General features: G+C 68.9%; 29 protein-coding genes. 7 read left to right on the forward strand and 22 right to left on the reverse strand.

Annotated elements, in window-relative coordinates:
• The first annotated feature begins 25 nt into the window (after positions 1 to 25).
• Positions 26 to 1,192 (forward strand): AI-2E family transporter, encoded by a 1,167-nt coding sequence (locus tag ACF3M1_RS04685; protein WP_394004360.1) that lies wholly within the window; start codon positions 26 to 28, stop codon positions 1,190 to 1,192.
• 5 nt (positions 1,193 to 1,197) lie between these two features.
• Complete coding sequence (gene hda, locus ACF3M1_RS04690) at positions 1,198 to 1,920, forward strand: DnaA regulatory inactivator Hda (protein WP_394004362.1); 723 nt, start codon at positions 1,198 to 1,200, stop codon at positions 1,918 to 1,920.
• 11 nt (positions 1,921 to 1,931) lie between these two features.
• Here hda and murU read toward each other — a convergent pair whose 3' ends face one another.
• From murU to ACF3M1_RS04710, 4 genes are all read right to left on the reverse strand, one after another.
• Entirely contained in the window at positions 1,932 to 2,633 is a 702-nt protein-coding gene (murU, locus tag ACF3M1_RS04695; protein ID WP_394004364.1) for an N-acetylmuramate alpha-1-phosphate uridylyltransferase MurU, read from the reverse strand.
• Positions 2,634 to 2,761: 128 nt separating this feature from the next.
• Positions 2,762 to 3,238 carry a hypothetical protein gene (locus ACF3M1_RS04700; RefSeq protein ID WP_394004366.1) on the reverse strand — a complete coding sequence of 159 codons (477 nt, stop codon included), beginning with the start codon at positions 3,236 to 3,238 and terminating at the stop codon, positions 2,762 to 2,764.
• 16 nt (positions 3,239 to 3,254) lie between these two features.
• Positions 3,255 to 3,761: a sulfate ABC transporter substrate-binding protein gene (locus tag ACF3M1_RS04705; protein ID WP_394004368.1), complete on the reverse strand. Its 507-nt coding sequence runs from the start codon at positions 3,759 to 3,761 to the stop codon at positions 3,255 to 3,257.
• A gap of 201 nt (positions 3,762 to 3,962) precedes the next feature.
• Positions 3,963 to 5,483, reverse strand: a complete 1,521-nt coding sequence (locus tag ACF3M1_RS04710) for a M20 family metallopeptidase (RefSeq protein WP_394004370.1) — start codon at positions 5,481 to 5,483, stop codon at positions 3,963 to 3,965.
• Between the two features lie 207 nt (positions 5,484 to 5,690).
• On the opposite strand from ACF3M1_RS04710, the gene ACF3M1_RS04715 reads away from it, so the two are divergent.
• Positions 5,691 to 6,059 (forward strand): ComEA family DNA-binding protein, encoded by a 369-nt coding sequence (locus tag ACF3M1_RS04715; RefSeq protein ID WP_394004372.1) that lies wholly within the window; start codon positions 5,691 to 5,693, stop codon positions 6,057 to 6,059.
• A 350-nt stretch (positions 6,060 to 6,409) separates the two neighbouring features.
• On the forward strand, positions 6,410 to 7,018 hold the full coding sequence (locus tag ACF3M1_RS04720; RefSeq protein ID WP_394004374.1) for a HutD family protein: 609 nt from the start codon (positions 6,410 to 6,412) through the stop codon (positions 7,016 to 7,018).
• A 38-nt stretch (positions 7,019 to 7,056) separates the two neighbouring features.
• Here the strand turns inward: ACF3M1_RS04720 and ACF3M1_RS04725 are convergent, their stop codons facing one another.
• The 8 genes from ACF3M1_RS04725 to ACF3M1_RS04760 all read right to left on the reverse strand — a co-directional run bounded on the left by ACF3M1_RS04725 (position 7,057) and on the right by ACF3M1_RS04760 (position 16,258).
• Positions 7,057 to 9,402 carry a TonB-dependent receptor domain-containing protein gene (locus ACF3M1_RS04725; RefSeq protein WP_394004376.1) on the reverse strand — a complete coding sequence of 782 codons (2,346 nt, stop codon included), beginning with the start codon at positions 9,400 to 9,402 and terminating at the stop codon, positions 7,057 to 7,059.
• 553 nt (positions 9,403 to 9,955) lie between these two features.
• On the reverse strand, positions 9,956 to 10,288 hold the full coding sequence (locus ACF3M1_RS04730) for a non-heme iron oxygenase ferredoxin subunit (protein WP_394004378.1): 333 nt from the start codon (positions 10,286 to 10,288) through the stop codon (positions 9,956 to 9,958).
• Positions 10,285 to 10,869, reverse strand: a complete 585-nt coding sequence (locus ACF3M1_RS04735; protein ID WP_394004380.1) for a GNAT family N-acetyltransferase — start codon at positions 10,867 to 10,869, stop codon at positions 10,285 to 10,287. Before ACF3M1_RS04735 ends, ACF3M1_RS04730 begins: the two co-directional genes overlap by 4 nt.
• Before the next feature lie 45 nt (positions 10,870 to 10,914).
• Entirely contained in the window at positions 10,915 to 12,195 is a 1,281-nt protein-coding gene (locus tag ACF3M1_RS04740; RefSeq protein ID WP_394004382.1) for a cysteine desulfurase, read from the reverse strand.
• Positions 12,192 to 13,433, reverse strand: coding sequence for a Fe-S cluster assembly protein SufD (gene sufD / locus ACF3M1_RS04745; protein ID WP_394004384.1), 1,242 nt, complete (start codon positions 13,431 to 13,433; stop codon positions 12,192 to 12,194). Before sufD ends, ACF3M1_RS04740 begins: the two co-directional genes overlap by 4 nt.
• Positions 13,433 to 14,197, reverse strand: coding sequence for a Fe-S cluster assembly ATPase SufC (sufC, locus tag ACF3M1_RS04750; RefSeq protein WP_394004386.1), 765 nt, complete (start codon positions 14,195 to 14,197; stop codon positions 13,433 to 13,435). Before sufC ends, sufD begins: the two co-directional genes overlap by 1 nt.
• A gap of 111 nt (positions 14,198 to 14,308) precedes the next feature.
• Positions 14,309 to 15,772 carry a Fe-S cluster assembly protein SufB gene (gene sufB / locus ACF3M1_RS04755; RefSeq protein ID WP_394004388.1) on the reverse strand — a complete coding sequence of 488 codons (1,464 nt, stop codon included), beginning with the start codon at positions 15,770 to 15,772 and terminating at the stop codon, positions 14,309 to 14,311.
• Between the two features lie 15 nt (positions 15,773 to 15,787).
• A complete protein-coding gene (locus tag ACF3M1_RS04760) occupies positions 15,788 to 16,258 on the reverse strand; it encodes an SUF system Fe-S cluster assembly regulator (RefSeq protein WP_394004390.1) in 471 nt (156 codons plus the stop codon).
• Between the two features lie 175 nt (positions 16,259 to 16,433).
• Here ACF3M1_RS04760 and ACF3M1_RS04765 point away from each other — a divergent pair, with 175 nt between their 5' ends.
• Positions 16,434 to 16,919 carry an SET domain-containing protein gene (locus tag ACF3M1_RS04765; RefSeq protein ID WP_394005182.1) on the forward strand — a complete coding sequence of 162 codons (486 nt, stop codon included), beginning with the start codon at positions 16,434 to 16,436 and terminating at the stop codon, positions 16,917 to 16,919.
• A 49-nt stretch (positions 16,920 to 16,968) separates the two neighbouring features.
• Here ACF3M1_RS04765 and ACF3M1_RS04770 read toward each other — a convergent pair whose 3' ends face one another.
• The 8 genes from ACF3M1_RS04770 to ACF3M1_RS04805 form a co-directional block, all read right to left on the reverse strand.
• Complete coding sequence (locus tag ACF3M1_RS04770; RefSeq protein ID WP_394004392.1) at positions 16,969 to 17,655, reverse strand: hypothetical protein; 687 nt, start codon at positions 17,653 to 17,655, stop codon at positions 16,969 to 16,971.
• Between the two features lie 16 nt (positions 17,656 to 17,671).
• Positions 17,672 to 18,232, reverse strand: coding sequence for a hypothetical protein (locus ACF3M1_RS04775; RefSeq protein ID WP_394004394.1), 561 nt, complete (start codon positions 18,230 to 18,232; stop codon positions 17,672 to 17,674).
• A 73-nt stretch (positions 18,233 to 18,305) separates the two neighbouring features.
• A complete protein-coding gene (locus ACF3M1_RS04780) occupies positions 18,306 to 18,740 on the reverse strand; it encodes a hypothetical protein (RefSeq protein ID WP_394004396.1) in 435 nt (144 codons plus the stop codon).
• 34 nt (positions 18,741 to 18,774) lie between these two features.
• Positions 18,775 to 19,308 (reverse strand): hypothetical protein, encoded by a 534-nt coding sequence (locus tag ACF3M1_RS04785; protein WP_394004398.1) that lies wholly within the window; start codon positions 19,306 to 19,308, stop codon positions 18,775 to 18,777.
• A gap of 41 nt (positions 19,309 to 19,349) precedes the next feature.
• On the reverse strand, positions 19,350 to 19,988 hold the full coding sequence (locus tag ACF3M1_RS04790; RefSeq protein WP_394004400.1) for a M23 family metallopeptidase: 639 nt from the start codon (positions 19,986 to 19,988) through the stop codon (positions 19,350 to 19,352).
• A 129-nt stretch (positions 19,989 to 20,117) separates the two neighbouring features.
• The gene (locus ACF3M1_RS04795) at positions 20,118 to 20,759 is read right to left on the reverse strand and encodes a tellurite resistance TerB family protein (protein ID WP_394004402.1); all 642 of its coding nucleotides are present in this window, start codon (positions 20,757 to 20,759) and stop codon (positions 20,118 to 20,120) included.
• A gap of 151 nt (positions 20,760 to 20,910) precedes the next feature.
• Complete coding sequence (locus tag ACF3M1_RS04800) at positions 20,911 to 21,312, reverse strand: HU family DNA-binding protein (RefSeq protein ID WP_394004404.1); 402 nt, start codon at positions 21,310 to 21,312, stop codon at positions 20,911 to 20,913.
• Between the two features lie 127 nt (positions 21,313 to 21,439).
• Positions 21,440 to 21,895: a DUF2784 domain-containing protein gene (locus tag ACF3M1_RS04805; RefSeq protein ID WP_394004406.1), complete on the reverse strand. Its 456-nt coding sequence runs from the start codon at positions 21,893 to 21,895 to the stop codon at positions 21,440 to 21,442.
• Positions 21,896 to 21,987: 92 nt separating this feature from the next.
• On the opposite strand from ACF3M1_RS04805, the gene ACF3M1_RS04810 reads away from it, so the two are divergent.
• On the forward strand, positions 21,988 to 22,422 hold the full coding sequence (locus ACF3M1_RS04810) for an OsmC family protein (RefSeq protein WP_394004408.1): 435 nt from the start codon (positions 21,988 to 21,990) through the stop codon (positions 22,420 to 22,422).
• Between the two features lie 114 nt (positions 22,423 to 22,536).
• Positions 22,537 to 23,253: an alpha/beta fold hydrolase gene (locus ACF3M1_RS04815; RefSeq protein ID WP_394004410.1), complete on the forward strand. Its 717-nt coding sequence runs from the start codon at positions 22,537 to 22,539 to the stop codon at positions 23,251 to 23,253.
• A gap of 31 nt (positions 23,254 to 23,284) precedes the next feature.
• Here ACF3M1_RS04815 and ACF3M1_RS04820 read toward each other — a convergent pair whose 3' ends face one another.
• Positions 23,285 to 24,163: a PhzF family phenazine biosynthesis protein gene (locus tag ACF3M1_RS04820; RefSeq protein ID WP_394004412.1), complete on the reverse strand. Its 879-nt coding sequence runs from the start codon at positions 24,161 to 24,163 to the stop codon at positions 23,285 to 23,287.
• A 27-nt stretch (positions 24,164 to 24,190) separates the two neighbouring features.
• Positions 24,191 to 25,063 (reverse strand): PhzF family phenazine biosynthesis protein, encoded by an 873-nt coding sequence (locus tag ACF3M1_RS04825; protein ID WP_394004414.1) that lies wholly within the window; start codon positions 25,061 to 25,063, stop codon positions 24,191 to 24,193.
• Between the last annotated feature and the right edge of the window lie 116 nt (positions 25,064 to 25,179).

The following is a 25,179-nucleotide window of genomic DNA, read 5'->3' on the forward strand; positions in this document are numbered from 1 at the left end:
ACCGCTGTTCCGCCAGGACCTCCCGATGATCCAGCACGATCCCGCAAACGCCGACATCGCGCGTTTTCTCAAGCGCCTGCAATGGGGCCTGGTGGCTTTCGCCGTGGGCTGGGTCATCTGGCTACTCGGCCCCGTGTTGACGCCGTTCGTGCTGGCGGCGCTGATCGGCTGGCTCGGCGACCCGATGGTCGACCGGCTGGAGCGCCGCGGACGCTCGCGCGCGGTCGCCGTGACGCTGGTCTTCGCGCTGATGACGCTGCTCCTGGCGCTGGTGCTGATCATTCTGGTGCCGATGATCGAGCGGCAGATCGTCACCCTGATCGACAGCCTGCCCGAGTATCGCGACTGGCTGCTCGGCACCGCGCTGCCGTGGATCGAACAACGGACCGGCTACGAGGTGGTCTCCTGGCTCGACACCGAGCGCCTGATCGAGCTGATTCGCGGGCACTGGCAGCAGGCCGGCGGCGTCGCCGCGACCGTGCTGGCCTATGTGTCGCGCTCGGGCTTCGCGATCCTCGCCCTGGTCATCAACCTGGTGCTGGTGCCGATCCTGGCGTTCTATTTCATGCGCGACTGGGACCTGCTGGTCGAGCGCTGCGCATCGCTCGTGCCGCGTGACCACATCGGCACCGCCACCCGCCTGGCGCGGGAAACCAGCGATTCGCTGGGCGGCTTCCTGCGTGGCCAATTCCTGGTGATGCTGGGGCAGGGCGCCATCTACGCGGTCGGTATGTCGCTGGTCGGACTGCGCCTCGGTCTGCTGATCGGCATGATCGCCGGCCTGATCAGCTTCATTCCCTATCTGGGCGCCACGGTCGGCATCGCGCTGGCATTGATCGCGGCGATCGTCCAGGCGCAGGGGTTCGACTGGCAGCTGTTGATCCTGATCGGCGTGGTGTTCACCGTCGGTCAGCTGGTTGAAAGCTATGTGCTCACGCCGCGTCTGGTCGGCGACCGCATCGGCCTGCATCCGGTCGCGGTGATCTTCGCGGTGCTGGCCGGCGGGCAGCTGTTCGGCTTCCTGGGCATGCTGCTGGCGTTGCCGGTGGCGGCGGTGGGTAACGTGCTGTTGCGGTATGCGCACGAGCGCTACACGCACAGCCGGCTGTACGCCGGCGACACGCCGGAGATCGAGCTGGGCCATTCGCCGCTGATCGTGCAGGCCGACACCAAGGGCGGGAGCGGCCCCTGAGTTCGATGGCTGCTTCGTCTCCGCAACTGCCGCTGGCGCTGCGCTATCCGCCCGACCAGCGGCTCGACACGCTGGTGACCGATATCCCGGCGCTGATCCCCCAGCTGCGCGATTTTGCGCTGGCGGGCGTGCGCCGCGCGCTGTACGTGGCCGGCGCTCCGGGGACCGGAAAGACGCATCTGGCGATCGGGGTCTGTGCGGACGCCGAACGGCTCGGCAGACGCGCGGCCTATCTTCCGCTGCGCAGCGTGGCCGGACGCCTGCGCGACGCGTCGGAAGACGCGCATCGCGCCGATGTCATCGCGATCGACGGTCTCGACTGCATCGCGGGCGACCGGGCCGAGGAAATCGCGCTGTTCGACCTGCACAACCGCGCCCACGACGCGGGGCGCAGCGTGCTCTACACCGCCAGCGAGCCGCCGGATGCACTGGGCCTGGTGCTTCCGGACCTGCGTTCGCGCCTTGCGCAGAGCGTGCACGTGACGCTGCCGCAGCTCGACGACGCCGGGCGTCACGAATTGCTGCGGCTGCGCGCGGACCGGCGTGGAATGCAGCTCGATGCGGCGACGATCGACTGGCTGCTGCGCCGCGTCGACCGTGACGTGCCGGCGCTGACGGCGCTGCTCGATCGTCTCGACCGCGCATCGCTGGCCTCCCAGCGGCGGTTGACGGTGCCGTTCGTGCGCCAGGTGCTCGCCGACGACGACGTGCGCGCCGGCACACCCTGATTCCTGGCGCGTCAGCGCAGCGCCGCGTCCAGCCGGGCGAGCCGTTCCGGCGTGCCGACGTCGGTCCAGGCGCCGGTATGCTGCTCGCCGCCCACGCGTCCCGCGGCCATCGCCGCGCGCAGCAGGGGCGCCAGCTTGAAGCGCGGCGGCCGGGCGTCGACGCCGGGATCGTCGCCCGCGGCGGCGTGCCAGTTGTCGAGCAGGCTCGGCCGGTACACCCCGATCCCGGCGAAGGTCAGCCGGTCGCCATCGCCGCGGGCATCATGGACACGGCCGTCGTCGAGCACGAAATCGCCCTCGGGGTGGTGCGGCGGATTGTCGACCAGCACCAGGTGCGCATCGTCCGCCGGCGCAAGACGCAGACGCGCGAAGTCGTAATCGGTCCAGATGTCACCGCTGACGGCGATGAACGGCGCATCGCCCAGGAGCGGCAGCGCCTGGAGCATGCCGCCGCCGGTCTCGAGCGGCGTGTCGCCCTCGTGCGCGTAGTGCAGCCGCACGCCGAAGGCGGAACCGTCGCCCAGTGCGGGCGCGAAGCACCCGGCCAGCCAGGAGGTGTTGATCACGACATCGCGCACGCCGATCGCCGCGAGCTTGCGCAGGTGCCAGACGATCAGCGGCGTGCCGCCGACAGGCAGAAGCGGCTTCGGCGTCGTATCGGTCAGCGGCCGCATGCGCTCGCCGACGCCCGCGGCGAAGATCAGTGCGCGCATCGTGAGGCGCCGCTGCGGACGTGATGGCGCGGCTGGCCCGAAGGCGTCATGAAAAGGGTCCGGTTCGAACGGAGTGCTAAGGGTAACCGCAGCGATGGTGGCGAGACGCCCCGGAGGCCGACCCGGACTCAGCGCGGCGCGATGATCCTGTCGTAGAGCCCGCCTTCGGCGAAGTGCACATCCTGCGCGTGACGCCAGCCGCCGAAGGCCTGCTCTATATCCACCATCGGCAGCGTGCGGAATCGCGCACGCAGGGACGCCGGAACGCGCTCGGGGTGATACGGCCGATAGTGGTGCTGGGCCGCGAGGCTCTGCGCAGGTGCGGAATACAGATGCCGCAGGTAGGCCTCGGCGAGCGCGCGCATGCCGTGGCGGTCGGCATACCGGTCCACCACGGCCACGGCTGGCTCGGCCCGGATGCTGATGCTGGGATAGACGATTTCGAATGCGCGGTTCGTCGCCGGATCGGCGAGGAGCCGCAGCGCTTCGTTCTCCCAGCTCAGCAGGACATCGCCGTGATGCTCGGCGACGAAAGCGACCGTTGCGCCGCGCCACCGTGTTGGCGAACAAGCGCCGCATGTAATCGAGGACCCGCCCGCCGTCACGGTATTCGCGTGCGGCCTAGGTCCACGCGGCGAGGTAGTTCCAGCGCCCGCCGCCTGACGATCTGGGATCCGGCGTCACCACGTCCACATCGTCCCTGACCAGATCGCCCCAGTCGGCCAGCCCCTTCGGATTGCCCTTGCGGACCACGAACACGATGGTTGAGGTGTAGGGCGCGCTGCGCCCAGGCAGTCGATCCTGCCAGTCCCGAGACACGAGGCCGGCGTCCGCCAGCCTGTCGATGTCGGCGGCGGTGGCCAGCGTCGCCACGTCGCCGGCGTCACCTTCGAGAAGTGCGCGGGCCTGGTCACCCGAGCCGCCGTGCGACATCCGCACGACGAGCGCATCGCCTCCGCGCTGTCGCCACGACGCCGCGAACAGCCGGTTGTAGTCCACGTAGAACTCGCGCGTGGGATCGTAGGACACGTTCCGCAGCACGGCATCGTCCGCAATCGCCGGCGCCGATATGACCGCGTACGCGAGTGCGCTCAGGACCCACACGAGGATCAACGTCAACCGGCGCATGTTCGGCTCCCGCGTCTGGGCTCGGCATCACCTTAGCGCGGAGGCAAGACGCCGGCATCCGGGTCTCGGGCATCTACAGAGGCACGCCACTGGTGCGCGGGCCTCCCTCCGTGCAACGCACGTCCTGATGCGATCGTCGGGAACGCTCTCCCGTCGCCGGCAACACCACCGCCAGTGGACCCGGCGGCTCGCTTCATCGAATCAGCAGCAGCCGTGCGCGCCATGCCGCGTGCCGCTGTCGGCGGCGACGGCCGAACCCATCGTTTCGCCGCGGGTGCCGGCGTGATGGTGCTCGGCGAGGACGCGCGCCACGCAACTGGTCACCCGCTTGCCCATTTCGATGTGCAGGAACTCGTTCGGGCCGTGCGCGTTGGAGTGCGGGCCCAGGACGCCGGTGATCATGAATTGCGCGCCGGGGAATTTCTCCCCCAGCATGCCCATGAACGGGATCGAGCCGCCTTCGCCCATGTACATCGCCGGCTTGCCGAAGAAGGCCTGGCTGGCGGCATCGATGGCATCGGCCAGCCAGGTGGACATCGCCGGTGCATTCCAGCCGGTCGCAGCTTTCTCGAGCACCAGTGACACGGTCGCGCCGTTGGGTGGTTCCGTCAGCAGGACCTCTTCGAGCAGCGCGCCGGCGCGCTTGCCGTCGACGGTCGGCGGCAGGCGCAGCGACAGCTTCACAGCCGTATGCGGTCGCAGCACGTTGCCGGCCGACGACAGCGACGGAATGCCGTCCACACCGGTCACCGACAGCGCGGGCCGCCAGGTGCGGTTGAGGACGAGTTCGGACAGATCGGTCGATTCCGCGCCCTGCGCATCCCGGGGGAACATCGGGCGGACCGCCCCGGCGAGCGGGAACTTGTCGTAGATCGCGGTATCGAGCACCTCCGCCGCGCGGCGCGCCTGGTCGAGACGTTCGCCGGGAATGTCCGCGTGCAGGCCCTCGACCTTGATGCGGCCCGTGGTCTCGTCCTCGATGCGCGACAGCAGCTGGCGCAGCAGGCGGAAGCTCGACGGCACGACGCCCGACGCGTCACCAGAGTGCACACCCTCGTCCAGCACCTTGACCGTCAGGTTGCCCCCGGCCAGGCCGCGCAGCGAGGTCGTGCACCACAGCTGGTCGTAATTGCCGCAGCCCGAATCGAGGCAGACCACGAGCGATGGTTCGCCGATGCGCTCCGCGAGGTGGTCGACATAGGCCGGCAGATCGTAGCTGCCCGACTCCTCGCAGGCTTCGATCAGGATCACGCAGCGGGCATGCGGCAGGCCCTGCTCGTGAAGGGCCTGGATCGCGGTCAGCGAACCGTAGATCGCATAGCCGTCGTCGGCACCACCGCGGCCGTAGAGCTTGCCGTCGCGCAGCACGGGCGTCCACGGTCCGAGATCGTCGTCCCAGCCGGTCATCTCCGGCTGCTTGTCGAGATGGCCGTACAGCAGCACGCAGTCCGCATCGCTGCCGCCGTTGGCCGCAGGAATCTCGATGAAGATCAGCGGGGTGCGTCCTTCCAGCCGGACCACCTCGAGCTGCATGCCGTCGATGGCCTGGGCGCGTGCCCAGTCGACCATCAGGTCGACCGCCTGCTCCATGTAGCCATTGGCCACCCAGTCGGCATCGAACATGGGCGACTTGTTGGGGATCCGGATGTACTCGACCAGTTGCGGGACGATCTGGTCATCCCACTGGCGACCCACGAACTGCTCGGTGCGACCGATATCCATCTTCTGCTCCACGACGGCGAGCGCACCATTCTACCGCGGCAGCGGGGTAGGTAATTTCCTACAAAGGGGTCAGGAGTTGTCCTGCTCCGGTTCGGAGCGCGGACGGATAGGCTGCGTTCATGGCGTTGGGAAGACTGGCAGTACCGGCAAGGACGAATCGATCGCCAGTCGGGGAAAGGAATCCACCCAACACCAAGGAATCAGGTCATGAAATCGCTCACCGCGTATGTCGTGTCGCTCTGCCTGTCTTTGCTTCTCGCAGGATCCGCTTTCGCCGCTGACGGCAGCGAAAAAGTCAACGTCAATACCGCCGATGCCGCCACGCTGGCACGTGTGTTGCACAACGTGGGGCAGGCCAAGGCCGAAGCCATCGTCGCGCACCGTACGGAAAACGGGCCGTTCCGCAGTATCGAGCAACTCGCAACAGTGAAGGGGATCGGGCTGCGGACCGTGGAAGTCAATCGCGACCGCATCGAAGTCGGCGCGCCGCGGCCTGCAGCCGCCGCGCAACGTCCGGCAGCGAATCGTCCTCCGGCAAGTACGGCGGCGGCACGGGGTGCTCCGCAGCAGCGTTGATGCGCTGTTGATCCATCGCTCGCTTGTCGTCGGCACAGGACGTGACGACGGCAGACGAGGAGCAGGATGCTCCCCGGATCCGGCAGGACGCCGACTACATGGATGTATTTGTCGCCCGCCCCGCATCGGACGCGAGGGCGGGCGACCTCGTTTGGGGCTCGGTCTTTTATCCCGGCTGCATGTGCGGCGGCTCCGGTGATCTTCGGCGGTCTGTGCCGCGTGGCGACCACACCCGCATCTATGCGCGATGCATCAGCCTGTGCGCGGTGCATCCAGATCCAGGGCGGTTGAGCCGGGTACGGTCGGGCAGGGCTGCACAAGGAGGCGTGCCCGGCCGCTAGACTTCTGCGATGCCTGCGCCTCCCGTGACCCTGCTTCCTTCAAACACCTACCGGCGCGTGCGCTGGCGAAATGGCGCGGGCTGGACCCGGGAGATCATGTCCTGGCCGCCGGACGGACCCGTTGACGCTCCGACGTCCTGGCTCTGGCGCATTTCGATCGCCGAGGTCGAGGCGGACGGGCCGTTCTCGTCGTTCCCGGGTGTGGAGCGCGAATGCCTGCTGCTGCTCGGCGAAGGATTGCAGCTGCAGATCGATACCGTCGGCGACCGCACGCTGCTGCCGCCGTTCGGGCGCCAGCGGTTCGGCGGTGATCATGCAACCTCGGCGACCCGGATCGATGGACGGGTCGAAGTGTTCAACCTGATGTGGCGACGCGACCACATCCGGGCCGCGAGCTGGCACCGGCCGCTGGTGGGCTCGATGGTGGTCTTCGTGGATCCGGGCAGCCACTGGCTGCTGCACGTGCTCGCAGGCAGCGCGCATCTGGGCGATGGCGACGAACGATGCACCCTGTCGGCTGGCGACACCGTCTGCCTCGGTGCCGCCGATGTCCGGGCCCGCCACGCGGTCGAGGGCGGCGGTGAACTCTTCGTGGTCAGGCTCGACGCCGCCGGCTGATGCTGCGCGCTGCGGCGCGCGCGCGCGGCCCGCGCGACTCAGAACGATACGTTCAATGACAGCCAGTAGCTGCGCGACTTGTCCTTGTTGTTGAAGTCGTCGATGTAGACCGGCGTGAACGTGCCATCTGGATTGGCGGTGAAGCTGGTGCGGAAACTGGTGAAGTCCTCGTCCAGCAGGTTGTTGACGCGCGCGTTGATGGTCACGTGCTCGTTGAGCCGGTACCGGCCACCGAGGTGCAGGACGTTGTAGCTCTTGTAGAAGAGCAGGTTGCCGTCCGCGTCCACCGCATTGCGGAACCGCTTGGAACGGGATTCACCCGTGAGCTGCAGGCTGACTGTGTCGCTGAGTGTCCAGTCCAGCGTCGCATTGGCCATGTGCCGCGCAGACTGTGCGAGCGGCTGTCCGGCGTTGGGGCCGGTGGTCTGCTCGCTGTCGGTATAGGTGTAATTGGCGCGCAACGACAGCGGCTCGACGATCCGGTAGCGCCCGGCGAGCTCGACGCCACGGATCTTTGCTTCGTCGATGTTGATCCGCTGCGCGTAGGTCCCGTAGCCGAGCAGGCCGAAATCACCGAGGTTGACGCAGGGGCGCACACCGCCGGTCTGCTCGCAGCTCTGGGTGGTCTCGCCGCTGTCGATCTTGTCCTTGAAGTCGTTGCGGAACGCGGTGATGTTGACGTTGTGGCCGCCGTCGGGCGACGACCAGTACAGCGCGACCTCGCTGTTGACGCTGGTCTCGGGCTGCAGATCCGGATTGCCGACGAAGGGCGTCGTGCCCTGGGCGCCGAAGCCGGTGATGCCGTCGTAGAGATCGGTGGTCTTGGGCGTCTTGTAGCCCGTGCTGACGCCGCCCTTCAGGGTCCAGTTCGGTGCGAGATCGTAGACCGCGTAGACGCGCGGACTGACATGGCCGCCGAACCGGTTGTGGTCGTCGTGACGGATGCCGAAGGTCAGGGTCAGCGGTTCGATGGGCGTCCAGTTGTCCTCGACGAACACCGACCACATCCGGTGCGTCTCCACGGTGCCGTTGCCGAAGCCGCCGCTCTCCATGCCGAAGACGCCGTCCTCGAGCTCACCGTCGATGAACTGGCCGCCGACCACGAGGTGGTGGCTGCCGCCGAAATCCTCGACCGGGATGTCGAGCTTGGCATCCAGCGTGGACTGCCGGCTTTCCATCGTCCGCTTTGGGCGCGGCAGGAACAGGTCCTCGGCGATGGCCCGGCGCTGGGCGACACTCAGGCCCGCGTAGGGGCCGGTGCCCTGGAACACCTGGCGATGCAGCAGCCGCTCGTCCACCGTGAACGGCAGCGTGCGGCCGTGGTTGCCGGTATCGATATGCGACAGCGACACGTGGCTGTTGCCGAAGGCCCACTGACCCTGGTGGGTGATCGACCACTGATCGCGCGTGAATTTCTGGTTGGCGACATAACCCACCTGGGGCGCGGCGCGCCAGATGCCGGTGATGCCGTCGACCGTGCCCAGCGGATAGGCCAGCGTGCCCAGGTTGTTGACGAACGGGGTGTTGTCGTAGACCTGCTTGGAGGTGTCGTAATCGAGCGTGATGCTCTGCGTATCGGTCGGCGTCCAGCTCAGGCTGATGCCCGCGGACCGGTTGGTATTGTCGACCGTCTTGCCGCCGCCGCCGAAGCCGAGCGCGCGTTCGTGCGCCGTGCCCGCAGGGTCGTAGATGACCTCGTATTCCGGTTCGGACGCGCGGCGCTCGTAGCGTGAGCCGCGAATGCTCAGGCCCAGCACGTCGGGCACCAGCGGGCCGCTCAGCGCGACATCCAGCGTGGAGTCGTCGCCGAACGCGCTGTCTTCCTGGATGCTGTGGCCGAGCGTGGCCGAGCCCCGCCAGCGGTCGGAGACCTTGCGGGTGATGATGTTGATGACGCCGCCGAGCGCGTCGGCGCCGTACAGCGTCGACGCCGGCCCGCGGATCACTTCGATGCGCTCGATCGTGTCCAGCGGCGGAATGTGGTTGAACTGGTTGCCGCCGAAGCTGTTGGGATAGATGTCGCCGTGATTGTTCTGGCGCTTGCCGTCGATCAGCACCAGCGTGTAATCGGCGCCCATGCCGCGGAGGCTGATCGTGCGCTGGCCGGTCTTGTCGGCGGTTTCACCCACGTCCACGCCTTCGAGATCGCGTACGGCGTCGATCAGCGTCGTGTACGGACGGGTGTCCAGTTCCTCGCGCGTCACGATCGAAATGCTGGCCGGCGCATCGGTGAGCTTCTGCTCGAAGCCTGCGGCGGTGACGACGATGGTGTCGAAATCGACCGGCCCGGGCGCCGCGTCCGGCGCGGCGAGCGCGGGTGTCGCGATCAGGCCGAGCAGGGCGGTGGCGAGCACGGAGCGGCGGACGGGCAGAGCAGTAGTCATGGAGATCTCGCGGTCAGTCGTAAGCGGCCTGGCGACGGCTGGCCTTCGATGAGGGGGCGGATGCGTCGATGGCGATCCGGGCAGGCGTCAGGCCGGTGGCGGGGCACGTCCGGCACGGCGCTGCAGGCCGGCGCTGACGGACTGCGCACGACACGGATTCATGCGATGCGGACGCGGCGCAGGACCAGCGGGGGCGACAACGGACGGGCGGCGATGACGGCCCGTGGCCCGCGTGCCTGCCGCGGGCGTCATGCCGATGCTTTGGGCGGAGCGGTCAGTGGTGAAGCAACGCGTTGCGGCCGCCACGCGGAACGCGGGACGCATCGGAACAACACGAGGAGATGCAGCGCCCCAGGCCGGCACATCGTGCAATGCGCGGTCCAACGACCGTACGCACGCACAGGCGCGGCGGTCGTTGCCGGGTCCGATGTCGATGTCCGCCTGCCGCACGCGACCGCTCCGTCAGAATCATGTCCTGAGCGGAATTCTAACTGAGAATGGTTCTCGTAAGCAAAGGCGAACGATTCCAGCTACGGGCCAAGCCGCGGTCGGCTCAGGTGCGATCGTCGCGGCACCACACGCCGCCGTGCTCCACCTTTACCGGAAACTTGGCCACCGGCTCATACGCAGGGGCGCACAACGGGCGCCCGTCGCGGACGTCGAAGCGCGCCCCGTGGAGCACGCATTCGATCGAGCCTTCGCCCGCATCGAACTCGCCGCTCGACAGGCCGAAGTCCTCGTGACTGCACTGGTCTTCCAGGGCGTAGAGGGTGCCGTCGAGGTTGAAGACCAGCATCGGCGTGCCGGTGATCTCGTCGAAGGCCATCTTCATCTCGCCGGGCAGCAAGGCCCCGGTCGCGCAGACGAAGGTCCAGGTCTCGCTCATGCGTGTGACTCCAGGGATTTCTCCAGTACCTCGAAGCGCAGGTCGTCCCGCCGGGGGACGCCGAAGCGCAAGTCGCCGTACGGAAATGGTTTGTGGACGCCGGTGCGCCGGTAGCCGCGGCGCAGGTACCAGGCGATCAGCGATTCGCGCACGTCGATCACCGTCATCCGCATCCGTGGCAGCTGCCACGCGTCGCGTGCGATACGCTCGCATTCGGTCAATACGGCATCGCCGGTGCCGCGGCCCTGCAGCAGGGGATCGACGGCGAACATGCCGAAGTAGCCGCTGCCGTCCTCGATCGCGACATGGGCACAGGCCAGCGGTCGTCCATCCTCGCCATCGACGACGATGACCCGGCTGCCGGCGCGGGTGATGTCGTGCCGCAGCACGTCGGCATCGATGCGGGCACCGTCGAGCAGGTCGGCTTCGGTCGTCCAGCCCCGGCGGCTCGAATCGCCGCGGTAGGCGGATGTCACCAGCGCGACCAGAGCCGGCACATCGTCCGGCACGGCATCGCGAAAACGGTGTGGAGGTGGGGGGCCGGCCCGCTGGGCATCGGCGTCGAATGCGGGTGTGCTCATGCGTCCATGCTAGCGCCGGGCGCGGCCTCTCGACACCCGCACGCCTCAGCTCAGCAGTGTGCGCACCTTGCGCAGCGCGGCGACGAAGGCCTCGATTTCCTCGTGCGTGTTGTAGAACGCAGGCGAGGCGCGGCACGTCGCCGCCACCCCGTAGAACTGCAGCAGCGGATGCGCGCAGTGCTGGCCGGAGCGGATCGCCACGCCTTCGAGATCCAGCAGCGTGGCGAGGTCGTGGGCATGGGCGCCCTCGACGAGGAACGCCACCACGGCCGCCTTGTCGGCGGCGGTGCCGAAGATGCGCAGGCCGTCGATCCGCGCCAGCTCCTCGGTCAGATGCGCCAGCAACTCGGCCTCACGCGCTTCGACGTGGTCCATCCCCAGGCGCTCGAGATAGTCCACTGCCGCGCCCAGGCCGACGAAGCCGGCGATGTTCGGGGTGCCGGCTTCGAAACGGTGCGGCGGGTCGTTGTAGACCGTGCCGTCGAAGCTGACTTCCTTGATCATCTCGCCGCCGCCGAGGAACGGCGGCATCGCCTGCAGGTGTTCGCGGCGCGCCCACAGTGCGCCGGTCCCGGTCGGCCCGCACATCTTGTGACCGGTGAAGGCATAGAAATCGCAGCCGATCGCCGCGACGTCCACCGCGCGGTGGGGGACCGCCTGGGAGCCGTCGATGACCGTGACCACGCCGCGGCGGCGTGCCTCGCGGCAGATCTCGCGCACGGGGTTCACCGTGCCGAGCACGTTCGAGACATGGGTGAGCGCGAGCAGCTTCACGTCCGATGTCATCGCGCGGCGCAGCGCATCGAGATCCAGCGTGCCGTCCTCGCGGATCTCGGCCACGCGGATCGCCGCCCCGGTGCGCTCGGCGACCAGCTGCCACGGCACGATGTTGGCGTGATGTTCCATGCGCGAGACGAGGATCGTGTCGCCGGCCTGCAGCCGTGGCAGCGCCCACGAATAAGCCACCAGATTGATCGCGAACGTCGTGCCGCTGCACAACACCAGTTCGTCGCCGCGCACGTTGAGGAAGCGCGCGAGCCGGGTGCGCGTGCCTTCATAGGCCTCGGTCGCCTCGCTGCCGAGCTGATGCACGGCGCGGCTGACGTTGGCGTTCTGACGCCGGTAGAAGCCGTCCATCGCCTCGATCACCGTGGCCGGCTTCTGGCCGGTGTTGGCGTTGTCGAAATAGATCAGCGGCTTGCCGTGGACCTCCCGCAGCAGCAGCGGAAAATCGGCGCGCACCGCGTTCCAGTCGACCTGGCCGGCCGGATCGACCTGTGCGCTCGGCCCGTCGAACGGCGGCGTCACCGGCGGCAACGCGCTCATGCGAGATGCGCGGCCAGAGCGCGGTCCAGCAGCTGCTCGGCCTGTTCGCGCAATGCGGGATCGTCGATGGCGATCAGCGGCTCGCGCACGAAGGCGGTGGTCAGCAACCGCTGCGCGTCCGCCGCCGGCAGGCCGCGCGAGCGCAGGTAGAACAGCGCGCCGGGATCGAGCTGGCCGACCGTCGCGCCGTGCGCGGCCTGGACTTCGTCGGCGTGGATCACCAGCACCGGCTGGGTGTCGATTTCCGCGTTCGCCGACAGCAGCAGGTTCTTGTTGGACAGGCGCGCATCGGTGCCGTCCGCGCCGGCATCGATGGTGATGCCGCCGTGGAACACGACACGGCCGCGCTGGTCGCCGATGCCGCGCCACGTGAGTGCGCAGGCGGTGTTCTTCGCGATGTGACGGATGCCCAGACGCGTATCGACGTGCGCGCGGCCGCTGGCCAGCAGCACGCCATTGGCGGTCAGGCGGGCGTCGTCGCCGAGCAGGCGCACGTCGAGCTCATGGCGCGACAGCGCGCCGCCGGATTCGACGTCGACCCGCGTGTAAGCGGAGGCGGCCTGCAGTTCGGCATCGGTGCGCAGCATGCTCGTCGCCCCGGCATCGCGGCCCTGGATGCGGACATGGTGCAGTTCGGCGCGGTCGGCGAGGCGCAGCGAGACCACGCTGTTGTCGAGGTGACGGTGCGGCGCGGTATCGAGGTGATGCTCGACCAGCGTCAAGGCCGCGTCGGCGCCCAGCGCCACGTGATGGCGCAGATGCCACACGAGATCAGCGGCCGCGGGGGCGCCGATGAAGACCAGGTGCACCGGCACATCGATCCGCGCGCCCGCGTCGACCGAGATCGCCACGCCGTCGCGCGCCAGTGCGTCGTTGAACCGGGCGAACACCGCGTCCGCACGGTCCTCGATCACGGGCAGCGTCTGCACGCGAGGCGTCGCGTCGATCGTCAGCCCCGCCACCGGTACCCCGGGATCGGACAACGCAGGCGCGGCGACGCCATTGACGAACACCACGCGCGGCGCCGGAATGCCGGCCAGCAGTGCGGGATCGACCTGCGCGTCCTCATTCCCGGATACGGCCGCGAACTGGCGACGTTCGAGCGCGCGCAGGGACGTGTATTTCCACGATTCGCTGCGCGGGCCGGGCAGGCCGGCGGCGAGTGCAGCCTCGAGCGAGGCGCGACGCGCGGCATCGCCGTCGAAGCCGGCGGCAAGGGAGTCGAGCAGGGCGCTCATCAGGCGGCGGCCTCCGGCGCGACGCGGTCCTTGACCCACGCATAGCCCTTTTCTTCGAGCTGCAGTGCGAGCTCGGGGCCGCCGCTCTGCACGATCCGGCCGTCGGCCAACACGTGCACCACGTCCGGCCGGATGTAGTCGAGCAGGCGCTGGTAGTGCGTGATCACGATGAAGGCACGATCGGGCGAGCGCAGCGCGTTGACGCCGTCGGCGACGTTCTTCAGCGCGTCGATGTCGAGGCCGGAGTCGGTCTCGTCGAGGATCGCCAGCTTGGGCTCGAGCACGGCCAGCTGGAAGATCTCGTTGCGCTTCTTCTCGCCGCCCGAAAAGCCTTCGTTGACGCCCCGGTGCAGCAGGCGGTCGTCGAGGTGCAGCACCGCCAGCTTCTCGCGCACGCGCTTGAGGAACTGCATCGAATCGAGTTCCTCCTCGCCGCGCGCCTTGCGCTGCGCGTTGAGCGCGCTGCGCAGGAAGTAGGTGTTGTTCACGCCGGGGATCTCGACCGGATACTGGAACGCGAGGAACACGCCGGCGGCGGCGCGCTCTTCGGGCTCGAGCGCCAGCAGATCCTGACCTTCGAACTGGACGCCGCCCGCGGTGACCTCGTAACCGTCACGGCCGGCGAGGATGTTGCCGAGCGTGGACTTGCCGGCACCATTGGGGCCCATGATCGCGTGCACCTCGCCCGGCTTCACCTGCAGCGAGAGGCCCTTGAGGATGTCGCGCTCGTTGATGGAGGCGTGGAGGTTGTCGATATTGAGCATAGGGATTCGAAATTCGGGATTGGGGATTCGGGAAAAGCGGGGTCCGGTCGGAAGGCGAGATCTTGCGAATCCCGTATCCCGTATCCCGAATCCCGAAGGTTCGGACGGCGCTTAGCCGACCGAACCTTCCAGTGACACATCCAGCAGCTTCTTGGCCTCGACCGCGAACTCCATCGGCAGCTCGCGGAACACTTCCTTGCAGAAGCCGTCGACGATCAGGCTGACCGCGTCTTCCTCGGCGATGCCGCGTGCGCGGCAGTAGAACAGCTGGTCGTCGCTGATCTTCGACGTGGTCGCTTCGTGCTCGACGGTCGCACCGGGGTGCTTGACCTCGATGTAGGGGAACGTGTGGGCGCCGCACTGCTTGCCGATCAGCAGGGAATCGCATTGCGTGTAGTTACGCGCGCCGTCGGCGCCGCTGCCCACCTTGACCAGGCCGCGATAGGTGTTCTGGCCGCGGCCGGCGCTGATGCCCTTGCTGACGATCTTCGACTTGGTGCGCTTGCCGACGTGGATCATCTTGGTGCCGGTGTCGGCCTGCTGGCGATGGTGGGTCAGCGCCACCGAGTGGAACTCGCCGGTGGAATCGTCGCCCAGCAGCACGCAGGACGGGTACTTCCAGGTGATCGCCGAGCCGGTCTCGACCTGGGTCCAGACCACCTTGCTGCGGTCACCGCGGCACTCGGCGCGCTTGGTCACGAAGTTGTAGATGCCTCCCTTGCCGTTTTCGTCGCCGGGGTACCAGTTCTGCACCGTCGAATACTTGATCTCGGCCTCTTCCAGCGCGACCAGCTCGACGACCGCCGCATGCAGCTGGTTCTCGTCCCGCATCGGCGCGGTGCAGCCTTCGAGGTAGGACACGTAGGCCTTGTCCTCGCAGATGATCAGCGTGCGCTCGAACTGGCCGGTGTGGCCGGCGTTGATGCGGAAGTAGGTGCTCAGTTCCATCGGGCAGCGCACGCCCTTGGGAATGAACACGAAGCTGCCGTCGGAGAACACCGCCGAGTTCAGCGCGGCGAAGTAGTTGTCGCCGACCGGCACCACTGAGCCCAGATACTGCTTGACCAACTCGGGGTGCTCGGCGATCGCCTCGGACATCGAACAGAAGATCACGCCCTTCTCGGCGAGTTCCTTCTTGAACGTCGTGCCGACCGACACCGAATCGAACACCGCGTCGACGGCGACGCCGGCCAGTCGCGCACGCTCATGCAGCGGGACGCCCAGCTTGTCGTAGGTGTCGAGCAGTTCCTTGGGCACCTCGTCGAGCGAGGCGTACTTCGGCCCCTTCGGAGCCGAGTAGTAGCTCAGTGCCTGGAAGTCGATCGGCGCGATGTCGAGCTTCGCCCAATGCGGCACCGGCATCGTCAGCCAGTGGCGGTAGGCGGCCAGACGCCATTCGGTCATCCATTCCGGCTCGTCCTTCTTCGCCGACAACGCGCGCACGACATCCTCGTCGAGGCCGACGGGAAAGCTGTCGGACTCGATGTCGGTGATGAACCCGGCCTCGTAGCGACGGCCCAGCTGCGCGTGGATCTCCTGATTGGTCTCAGGGGCTTCGATGATCTCGGTGGCCATAGGGCTGCCTACTGTCTATGCACGGGCGAGACGGGCGTCGATGCGCTTCGTCCCGCCGGGGGAGGAAATGGGGGGCGGTGCCGGCGCGTCGCCCAGCATCTGGGCCAGGCTCACTGCCCGCAGCGCGTCGGCGACCACATCGTTGATGCGCCGCCAGTTGCTGCGTACGCCGCACTGGCTGGAAATGCCGCACTGGCCGTCGTGCAGGCTGCACTCGGTCATCGCCAGCGGGCCTTCCATCGCCTCGACGATCTGCACCAGGCTGATCGACTCGGCCGGGCGCGCCAGGCGGTAGCCGCCCGTGGCGCCGCGGAAGCCTTCGACCAGGCCTGCCTGCGCCAGGGGCTTGAGCAGCTTGCTCACCGTCGTCGGTTCCAGTCCCGAGCACTCCGCCAGCTCGGCCGCACTCGTCACCGTCTCCGGCCGTGCGGCGAGCACGGTCAGGACCACAGTGGCGTAGTCGGTGAGCTTGGTGACGCGGAGCACGGCGTGGTCCTTTCAAACGGGACCAAAATTGTACGCTTTTGGCCTCTGCGTCTCAACGCGCGCTCCCGACGCGGTTCATCCACGGCTGGCGCCCGTGTCGCCTGCAGCGACGCTGGCGGGGCACCGGGATGTTGGCCACAATGCCGCGACACCTCACGACGGGCCCTTGCGCGCGATGCCGAAGAAGTCGAAACCAACGAAGAAGATCGAAGCCCGTCTGTCGAGCATCCACGGCAATGGCGTATTCGCCACCGACGCGATCGCCAAGGGCGAGCGGATCATCCGCTACAAGGGCTTCCTGCGCACCCACGACGATGTCGACAACGCGTACGGCGAGCTCGACGAGGACGGACACACCTTCCTGTTCACGCTCAACGACGAGTACGTCATCGACGCCAACGTCGAGGGCAACGTCGCGCGCTGGATCAACCACAGCTGCGAGCCGAACTGCGAAGCGGTGGTGGAGGAAGACGCGAAGGACCGCCGGCACAAGGACAAGGTCTACATCGAGGCGGTGCGCGCCATCGCCGCCGGCGAGGAGCTGACCTACAACTACGGCATCACGCTGGCCGAGCGCCACACACCCGCGCTCAAGAAGCTCTGGGGTTGCCGCTGCGGCGCGAAGACCTGCACCGGCACGATGCTGCAGCCCAAGCGCTGAGGCACTGCGCTGCGGCCCGTCGATGCGGCGGGCCTGGATGGCCCCGAACTCAGGGCGCCGGCGCCTCGCGCAGATCCGCCGATGCGATGCGCCACGCGCGCTGGGCCTGGCTGGCACCGTCGGCCACCGCGCGGCGCAGCACGTAGCGGCCCTCGTACCGGCGGAACGTGCCGTCGGCCTGTTGCGCCCGCAGCGACACCGGGATTTCGATGAAACGCGAGCCCGCCCCGGCATCGACCGGGCCCGGCGCGCCGATGTCGACCATCACGGTCGAAGTGTCCGAGAAGCCGGCGGCGAACTGTTCCGGCGATTGCCCACTGCTGCGGCCGCCGTCCGACCACAGCGCATAAGCGCGCGGATAGTCGAGGGCGTTGATCGCCGCGTAATAGGTGCGGATGACCGCAGCGGCTTCCTCCGGTGACGGCTCGGGGCCAGTTTGCGCGAGGTCTGGCGTCACGGCGCCCGCGGGCGGCAGCAGGCCGGTCTCGGGATTGTCCTCGAGTGGCGCGAGGGTCGGGTCGACGGGATCGGGCGTCGCCGGTTCGCCGCCCAGCGGCACATCACCCGGGCCAGGCTGGCCGGGCATGCCGGTCACTGCGCCAGCGACCTGCTGGGGCTGGGGCAGGCCGGATTCGCCTGTAACGGGCCGACCGTCGGCGCCGCGCGGCGCATCGGCATCGCCGCCGCAACCGACGAGCACGCACGCGAGCGCGCAGGCGGTGGCGAGTGCGCGCATGCGCGCTGCGCCGCGCTCAGCGCGCAAGGTGCACCACCACGCGACCGCTGGCGATGTCGACGTTGCCGACCCGCGTGCCGGCCGGCAGCTTCGACAGCAGATCGTCGTCGAGCCGGTACACCGGCTCGCTGCGTGCGTACTCGGCGAGCAGGCTGTTGACGACACTCCGCGCGCCGCCGCGCAGCAGCGCGTTCGAGCCGGGCAGGTCGAACTGCAGGAGTTCGGGATTCTCGAGATGCAGACCGCGCGTGGACGGGTCGTAGCGCAGGCCGCTGATCAGCGACAGATGACCGGGCCGGCTGTCGGCGGCCATCCCGCCGATGCCGAGATCGAAATCCAGCCGCAGCCGGCGATCGCCTGTCGGGATCGACAGACGGGGATTGTCCAGCGTGACCGAAACCAGGCCGCCGACGCGATCGAAGGTGCGCGGAAAGCGCGTGTCGAGCTGGCGCTGCAACTGCGGCGCGGTGAACGCGACCTGGTCGTTGAGCCAGGCGGACACCAGGCCGATCGACGTACATGCGGCGAGTGCGAGCAACAGGATCGAAGCGAGCGGGACGGACAGGACGCGGCGCATGGCGGTCTCCGTGGCAGGTGAGCGCACCCTACGCAGGCGCGGTGAACGCGGTCTGAGCCGCGGCGACGACGCGTCAGTCCGGGGCGACGGCGAGTGCGACCCGGTGTGGCTGCAGCCACGCGAGCAGCAGGCCGAGCAGCAGCATCGACAGCACATCGAGCCCGACCTGCTTCAATGCCAGCGCCAGCGGAAACGGTTGCCCGGCATGTGCGAGCAGATGCCAGGGCAGGAACGAAACCAGGGCGATCGCGAGGCCGAAGCGCGCGCCGTGCCAACGTTTGCGGCGCACCGGTGGTGGAAGCCAGCGGTAGAGCCAGGTCATGCCCAGGCCGAGCGCCGCATACGCCAGCAGGATCCAGCCGACGTTCGCGTTCGCTTCCGCGCGCGGGCGGAACAGGTGGGCGAGCGCCAGATAGTCGGCCCGCAGCAACACGCCGTGGACCAGGAATCCCAGGACCAGCGCGGTCGCCGAGATCGTCAGGCCGCAGATCCAGAAGCGCTTGTCCATCGGGTCCCCGTGTCGAATTCGAATCGCTGAAAGATTAACGCGGCGTCGGTGACGGTTCGATCGACGCCGAGGTGATACGCCAGCCGCCGTCGATGCGCTGCATCCGGTAGTGCCCGCTGTAGTGCCGCAGCGGTCCGGTGCCGCCGACCCGCAGCCGCACCGGAATCTGCAGGGCGTCCGGCACCGGCTGGGTATCCAGCGGTTCCGGACGCGCATTGTCGGCGCGGATGCCGGTCACGTCGGCCAGTGTGCGCAGCTCGCCCTCACCCGCCTCGGGGCGGCCGTCGCGCCAGTAACCGTCGGCCTCGCTGCGATCGCTCTTGAACAGCACCGCCAGATACGCGTGCAGGGTCTGCACGGCCTCGGCGATCGCCTGGTTGCGCGCGCGCGCCAGAGCGGCGTCGGCGGCGGTGCGGGCATCGCCTGCAGACGCGGCGGAGGCATCGACGGGCGCGCCCGATACGGCGCTGGACCCGTACGCCGGGCTGCGCGTGGCGTCGTGCACGGCGAGTGCGATGCCCAGCAGGATCAGCGTCGCGATGACCAGCCACCACGCCCGATGCGACATGTTTCGACTCCCCGGTGCCGCACGCGCGGCCGGTACGGATGCTAGCGCGACGCGTCGCCGCTGTCGGCCCCGGCGCGCAGCAGGGGCAGGGGATCGAACGCGCCGTCGGCGGCGTAGACGCCGTAGTGCAGGTGCGGCGGTGTGCCGCGCGCGTTGCCGGTGTCGCCGACCGTGCCGAGCGGATCGCCGGCGCGCACGAGATCCCCGACAGACAGCAGCTCGGCCCAGTCGTCGAGATGCGCGTAGTAATGACGCTGGCGCCCCGGGCCCATGAGCCACACCTGGCGACCGCCGAGGCCCGTGTCGCGGATGCCGACCACCAGCCCATCTGTGGCGGCGAGCACCGGTGTGCCGCGTGGCGCGAAGATGTCGACGCCCTCGTGGCGCCGGTCGCTGCCGCGCGGGGCACCGAACGTGTCGGCGACGCGCGCGGCGCGTACGCCTTCGACCGGCATCTGCAGCGTCTCGGGCGGTGACGCCGCGGTCAGCGCCGCGATCGCCCGTGGCTTCGCCATGAACGGCTGGTGCCATGCCCAGTGGCCGGCGGCTGCGAGCAGGCCGACGACGAGGGCGAAGCGCAGCAGACTGCGCACCTGCGGGGTGTAGTCACGGCGTGCCGGCGCGGGCTTGGTGGCGGGGCGCTGATCCGGATCGGGTGGGGCGGACGTGGGGTCGTGCATCGCGACAGCCTCGCAGATCGCATGCGAAGCGCAGGTGTGCGTGCGCGCTGCGGCGTCTGCGAGTTGCAACGCAAAACGGCCTGCGCGAGGCAGGCCGTTTCCGGGACACACCATTGAGTCAGCGTTGGATCAACGGACTTCGGCGGCCGATTTCACTTCCTGCTCGAGCCGCGTCTTGAGCTCCGGCGCAAGACTGAGCTGGCGCGCGAGTTCGTCGAGATAACTGCGCTCCATGAAGTTGGTCTCGTCGGCGACCAGCACGCTCGCCAGATACATTTCCGACGCGATTTCCGGCGTGCTCGCGGCACTTGCGACTTCGGCCGGATCGAGCGGCTTCTCCAGTTCCACATGCAGCCAGCGCTGCACGTCGGCGCCTTCGTCGATGCGCTTGAACTCACCCTCGATGAGTTCACGCTCGCGTGCATCGATATGGCCGTCGGCTTTGGCCGCGGCGACCAGCGCCTTGAGGATCGCCTGGCTGTGCAGGTCGACCTGGGGCGCCGGCAGGCGGTCCACGGTCTGCGGCGGCGGCGCAGCCGCGCCCACCTGCTGCTTCTGGTAGTCGCCGTAGGCCTTGTAGGCCATGACGCCGATCGCGGCGAGTCCGCCATAGGTGGCGAGCTTGCGTGTCTTCTTGTTCTTGCCGAGCAGCAGGCCCAGCGCGCCGCCGGTGGCCGCGCCCTTGCCGAAGTCGGCATTGAGCAGGCTGCTGCCGGGCTTGCCGCCGGCCTGGGATGTCAGCAGGTGATTGAGAAAGCCCTGGAAACTCATGTGGGATGCTCGGAAGAAGACGCCTGGCGCCGGGACGCGCGGAGCTTGCCGGCGACGCCGTTGGTTTCATGTGCAGACCGCGATCCGCCTGCCCGAAACGAAATCGGGACGGCCAAGGCCGTCCCGATCGAAAGACACGTGGCGCCCTGGATCAGGCGGCGGCGTCCTTGAGCTTCTTGAGCGGACGCACCTTGACCTTGACCGAGGCGGGCTTGGCGGCGAACCACTGCTCTTCCTTGGTGAAGGGGTTGATGCCCTTGCGCTTCGGCTTGGCCGGCACGCTGACCGACGTGATCTTCAGCAGGCCGGGCAGGGTGAACGAACCCGCGCCCTTCTTGCTGATCGAGCCGTGCACGGCGCCTTCGAGCGCGGAGAACACCGAACGCACGTCCTTCGCCGCGATGCCGGTGGACTCGGCGATGTGCGCGACCAGGCCCGACTTGCTCAGGGCTTCCTTGATCGGCTTCGGCGCAGCCGGCTTGGCGGCAGCAGCCTTCTTCGGCGCAGCCTTCTTGGCCGGGGCTTTCTTGGTGGTGGCCTTCTTCGTTGCCATGGGTCTGTGGTTCCCTCGTCAAATATGGAGTGAGTATTCCGGGCCGAGCGAGCCGGCCAGCGAAATGTAGGGCATACCGGCACCCCCGCCAATAGGAAACCGCAATAAATATGGGGTTTTCGCCGCGCTACGACGAACGGCGACCGGATTTGCCGCGCGCCCGCACCGCGGGATCGGGCGGCCAGCGCCACCAGCCCAGCACGACGACCACCGCGACGACGGTGTAGGCGAGCACGAAGCTCCACCAGGGCAGATCGAGATAGAGCAGCTCCGACAGCCAATGGCCGACGAACGAAGCCTCGTAGGTCGCCTGCCCGGCATGCGCACGCAGTTGCTGTTCCCACGTCGTCAGCGGACACAGGCGGCCAAGCCACGCCTGCAGTGCGATCACCGCCACCAGGCCCGCGTGCAACCAGCGTAGACCGCGAAGGCGGATCCAGCGCCAGCCCAATAGGCCACCCGTCGGCACGGCGAGGGTCATCGCGACGACGAACGCGGCGATGCCGACGTGCAGCGCGAGGACCGCATCGGCGAGAAGCGCGGCGGTGGACGGCGTCAGCAGCATGGCCGCAGTGTCGCGCATCGACGCGCCTGGGTGCGTGACGCGTGCCGGTGCGACGTCCGCGTAACACCGCGCGCATTAGGCTCCAGTCCCCCGTCCCACTGGAGATCCGCATGGGTATTTCACGTCACGCCACCGCACGCTGGACCGGTGACCTCAAGTCCGGTCGCGGCGAGCTCTCGACGCCGCAGAGCGGCCTGCTCGACACCGTCCGCTACGGCTTCAACAGTCGTTTCGGTGACGAGAAGGGCACCAATCCCGAGGAGTTGATCGCCGCCGCGCACGCGGGCTGCTTCTCGATGGCGCTGTCGGCCAAGTTGACCGAGGCGGGGTTTCCGCCGGAGTCGATCGACACCCGCGCCGAGGTCGACCTGTCGATGGACGGTGGCCCGCAGCTGAGTGCGATCCGTCTGAAAACGCACGCGAAGGTGCCGGGCATCGACGCCGTCAAGTTCCGTGAGATCGCTGACGACGCCAAGCAGAACTGCCCGATCTCCAAGGCCCTGTCGGCGGTGCCGCTGTCGCTCGAGGCCGAGCTCGACAGCTGATCCCGCATGCGGCCGTGTGGCCGCGATGCGCGTTGCAATACGGCGGCGTCGGATATCTCCGGCGCCGTTTTTTTGTCTGCCGGTCGTGGTCCGGTCTGCGACCATGGCGCGATGATGTCGAACCGAACCTTCGATCTGCTGCTGGTCCACGGCGCTGGCGGCGGCTGGGAATGGGCCCTGTGGCGGCACGTGCTCGAAGCACGCGGCCATCGCGTCCATGCGCCGGACCTGCAACCCGCAGTCGCCGGCATCGCCGCCACCCGTTACGCCGACTACGCGCAGCAGGTGCGCGACGCGGTCGAACGACTGCCGCGCCCGCGTGTGCTGATCGGGGCGAGCCTTGGTGGTCTGCTGGCGCTCGACGCGGCGGACAGGGCCGACGCCCTCGTACTGGTGAATCCGTTGCCGCCTGCGCCGTGGCATGCGCACCTGCCGGCGCGCGCCTGGCCGGATGTCGTGCGCTGGGGGCGTGATGCCCGGCTGTCTTCAACCCGCCGCGCGCTGGCCGATGCCGACGCGGCGACCGCGCTCGCGGCGATGCGCCAATGGCGCGACGAGAGTGGCGCGGTGCTGCGCGCGGCATACGCCGGCATCGTGCTGGCGAGGCCGACGGTGCCGGTGCTGTGCGTGGCCTCGCAGGCCGACGACGACGTGCCGCCGGCGGTCACGCAGGCACTGGCCGAGGCCTGGGGGGCGGAACGTCTGGTCTCCGCGGCAACCACGCATGTCGGCCCTTTGCTGGGCGCGGACGCCGCGAACACTGCGCGGGCCGTGGACGCCTGGCTGCGGCGCCACGTGCCCGCGAACGGGCGCACGCCCTCCATCCAATGAGCGGGCGCCGCGCCGGAGGCGCGTCCGGGGCTCAGCGCCAGTCGATCGTGCCGCGCACCACGCTCTGCACGCGGCCACCGGACCACACGTCGCCGGCATCGTCGACCTGCAGTTCGATGATCGCGTCGTGGCCGACCTCGCGGCCCTGGCTGATGCGGTAGCGGCCGTCTTCGCCCGGCAAGGCATCGCGCGCGGCCAGCCACGCCGCCAGTGTCGCGTTCGCTGCGCCCGAGGCGGCATCTTCGAAATGTCCGGTCGCGCCGACGAAGGCGCGGACTGCGAGGTGATGGACAGGATCGGTGCTGCGCGCGAATGCGCACAGACCCATGCTGCCGGTGGCCTCGGCCAGCGCGCCGATCGCGTTCCAGTCCGGTGTCGTCGCGCGCAGGTCCGCTTCGCTGGCGAGTTCGGCCAGCCACCAGCGGCGGCCGCCATCCATCAGTACCGGCGGCAGGGCACCCAGCGGCAGACCGGCCAGGCTGGCCTGCAGGCGCGGATCGTCGGCATCGGCGGTCTCGACGATGCGCGCGCGCGGCGTACGCACCGCGATCGTGCGTTCGTGCCCGGTCCCGGTCACACGCAGCGGCAGCTTGCCGGCGATGCCGTCCTGCACCAGCAGACCGTCGCGCGGTGTGGCGAGCCCGGCTTCGAGTACGACGTGCGCGGTGCCGACGCTCGGGTGGCCGGCGAACGGCACTTCGCGGCGCGGCGAGAACATCCGGATGCGATAGCTGGCGTCGTCGGATGTGGCCGGAAACACGAACGTGGTCTCGGGCAGACGCGTCCAGCGGGCGATGGCCTGCATCGTGGTGTCGTCGAGGCCGTCGGCATCGAGCACCACGGCCAGCGGATTGCCGGCACCGGGCCGGTCGGCGAACACGTCCACCTGGACGAAACGGCGGGAAGTCATGAGCGGGGCATCACGCGGCGCGACAGCTTACCAATCGAGCGTCCCGCGGATGACGGCCTGCACCTGGCCGCCGATCCAGACCTCGCCTTCGGCATCGATCTCGACCGAGACCCGGCCGTCGCGTCCGAGCTCGCGTCCCTGGCTGGCGACATAGCCCGGGCCGAGATCGCCGAGCCGGCTGTCGCCGTGCAACCAGGCGGCGATCGCGGCGTTGGCGCTGCCGGTGACCGGATCTTCGGGAATGCCGTCCGCGGGACAGAACGCGCGCACGGCGAGCGCATGGTCGCCCGTCGGTGCGCGACCGCAGACGGCCAGACCGACGGCGCCGCTGGCGAGACACAGCGTGGCGATTTCGGCCAGCGGCGGCGCGAGGGCGCGCACCGCGCCCGCCGCGCCGAGATCCACGCACCACCACAGCGGGCCGTTGTCGAGCAGCGCATGGGGTGCCGCGGCGGCGCCGAGTGCGCGCAGCACGGTGTCGACCGCGCCAGCGCTGTTCGCAGGCATCGCCACGACGCGGGCGCGCGGCGCGCGGACGGCCGGCTGCAGCCCGTGGCCGTCGACGTCGAGCCGCACCGGCAGCAGGCCGGCCGCGCATTGCTGGACCAGTGCGCCACCATCCGCGTGGGCCAGGCCCTGGTCGATGACCGCCCAGGCCGCGCCGACGCTCGGATGGCCGGCGAACGGCAGCTCCTGGCGCGGCGTGAAGATGCGCACGCGGTAGTCGGCCCCGGCGTCGGGCGGCAGCAGGAAGATGGTCTCCGACAGGTTGGTCCAGTTCGCGATGGCCTGCATCGCGGCGGCGTCCAGCCCGTCGGCATCGACGATCACGCCGAGGGGATTGCCGGCACCGGGGCGCGCGGCGAAGACGTCGAGCTGCAGATAACGACGGGTGAGCATGGAACGGGCTCCGGCGGGATGACGTGCTTTAGAATCGTGCGCCCGACCCGTCGCGCAACTGCGCGCCCGGGCCGGCATCGCCGCCATCGTAGCGGCCGCCGATGATCACCCGTCCG

Source organism: Luteimonas sp. WGS1318 (genome assembly GCF_043187535.1).
Lineage (GTDB): Bacteria > Pseudomonadota > Gammaproteobacteria > Xanthomonadales > Xanthomonadaceae > Luteimonas.

Excerpts from the sequence above, each read along its gene's own strand:
- ACF3M1_RS04710 (WP_394004370.1), bottom strand. The coding sequence starts at position 5,483 with ATGGATATCGGTCGCACCGAGCAGTTCGTGGGTCGCCAGTGGGATGAC.
- ACF3M1_RS04820 (WP_394004412.1), bottom strand. The coding sequence starts at position 24,163 with ATGACTTCCCGCCGTTTCGTCCAGGTGGACGTGTTCGCCGACCGGCCC.
- ACF3M1_RS04815 (WP_394004410.1), top strand. The coding sequence starts at position 22,537 with ATGTCGAACCGAACCTTCGATCTGCTGCTGGTCCACGGCGCTGGCGGC.
- ACF3M1_RS04805 (WP_394004406.1), bottom strand. The coding sequence starts at position 21,895 with ATGCGCGACACTGCGGCCATGCTGCTGACGCCGTCCACCGCCGCGCTT.
- ACF3M1_RS04800 (WP_394004404.1), bottom strand. The coding sequence starts at position 21,312 with ATGGCAACGAAGAAGGCCACCACCAAGAAAGCCCCGGCCAAGAAGGCT.
- ACF3M1_RS04790 (WP_394004400.1), bottom strand. The coding sequence starts at position 19,988 with ATGCACGACCCCACGTCCGCCCCACCCGATCCGGATCAGCGCCCCGCC.
- ACF3M1_RS04775 (WP_394004394.1), bottom strand. The coding sequence starts at position 18,232 with ATGCGCCGCGTCCTGTCCGTCCCGCTCGCTTCGATCCTGTTGCTCGCA.
- ACF3M1_RS04810 (WP_394004408.1), top strand. The coding sequence starts at position 21,988 with ATGGGTATTTCACGTCACGCCACCGCACGCTGGACCGGTGACCTCAAG.
- ACF3M1_RS04685 (WP_394004360.1), top strand. The coding sequence starts at position 26 with ATGATCCAGCACGATCCCGCAAACGCCGACATCGCGCGTTTTCTCAAG.
- sufD (WP_394004384.1), bottom strand. The coding sequence starts at position 13,433 with ATGAGCGCCCTGCTCGACTCCCTTGCCGCCGGCTTCGACGGCGATGCC.
- sufB (WP_394004388.1), bottom strand. The coding sequence starts at position 15,772 with ATGGCCACCGAGATCATCGAAGCCCCTGAGACCAATCAGGAGATCCAC.
- ACF3M1_RS04735 (WP_394004380.1), bottom strand. The coding sequence starts at position 10,869 with ATGAGCACACCCGCATTCGACGCCGATGCCCAGCGGGCCGGCCCCCCA.
- ACF3M1_RS04795 (WP_394004402.1), bottom strand. The coding sequence starts at position 20,759 with ATGAGTTTCCAGGGCTTTCTCAATCACCTGCTGACATCCCAGGCCGGC.
- ACF3M1_RS04825 (WP_394004414.1), bottom strand. The coding sequence starts at position 25,063 with ATGCTCACCCGTCGTTATCTGCAGCTCGACGTCTTCGCCGCGCGCCCC.
- ACF3M1_RS04720 (WP_394004374.1), top strand. The coding sequence starts at position 6,410 with ATGCCTGCGCCTCCCGTGACCCTGCTTCCTTCAAACACCTACCGGCGC.
- ACF3M1_RS04715 (WP_394004372.1), top strand. The coding sequence starts at position 5,691 with ATGAAATCGCTCACCGCGTATGTCGTGTCGCTCTGCCTGTCTTTGCTT.
- ACF3M1_RS04725 (WP_394004376.1), bottom strand. The coding sequence starts at position 9,402 with ATGACTACTGCTCTGCCCGTCCGCCGCTCCGTGCTCGCCACCGCCCTG.
- ACF3M1_RS04785 (WP_394004398.1), bottom strand. The coding sequence starts at position 19,308 with ATGTCGCATCGGGCGTGGTGGCTGGTCATCGCGACGCTGATCCTGCTG.
- ACF3M1_RS04730 (WP_394004378.1), bottom strand. The coding sequence starts at position 10,288 with ATGAGCGAGACCTGGACCTTCGTCTGCGCGACCGGGGCCTTGCTGCCC.
- hda (WP_394004362.1), top strand. The coding sequence starts at position 1,198 with ATGGCTGCTTCGTCTCCGCAACTGCCGCTGGCGCTGCGCTATCCGCCC.
- ACF3M1_RS04740 (WP_394004382.1), bottom strand. The coding sequence starts at position 12,195 with ATGAGCGCGTTGCCGCCGGTGACGCCGCCGTTCGACGGGCCGAGCGCA.
- murU (WP_394004364.1), bottom strand. The coding sequence starts at position 2,633 with ATGCGCGCACTGATCTTCGCCGCGGGCGTCGGCGAGCGCATGCGGCCG.
- ACF3M1_RS04705 (WP_394004368.1), bottom strand. The coding sequence starts at position 3,761 with ATGCGCCGGTTGACGTTGATCCTCGTGTGGGTCCTGAGCGCACTCGCG.
- ACF3M1_RS04765 (WP_394005182.1), top strand. The coding sequence starts at position 16,434 with ATGCCGAAGAAGTCGAAACCAACGAAGAAGATCGAAGCCCGTCTGTCG.
- ACF3M1_RS04780 (WP_394004396.1), bottom strand. The coding sequence starts at position 18,740 with ATGGACAAGCGCTTCTGGATCTGCGGCCTGACGATCTCGGCGACCGCG.
- sufC (WP_394004386.1), bottom strand. The coding sequence starts at position 14,197 with ATGCTCAATATCGACAACCTCCACGCCTCCATCAACGAGCGCGACATC.
- ACF3M1_RS04770 (WP_394004392.1), bottom strand. The coding sequence starts at position 17,655 with ATGCGCGCACTCGCCACCGCCTGCGCGCTCGCGTGCGTGCTCGTCGGT.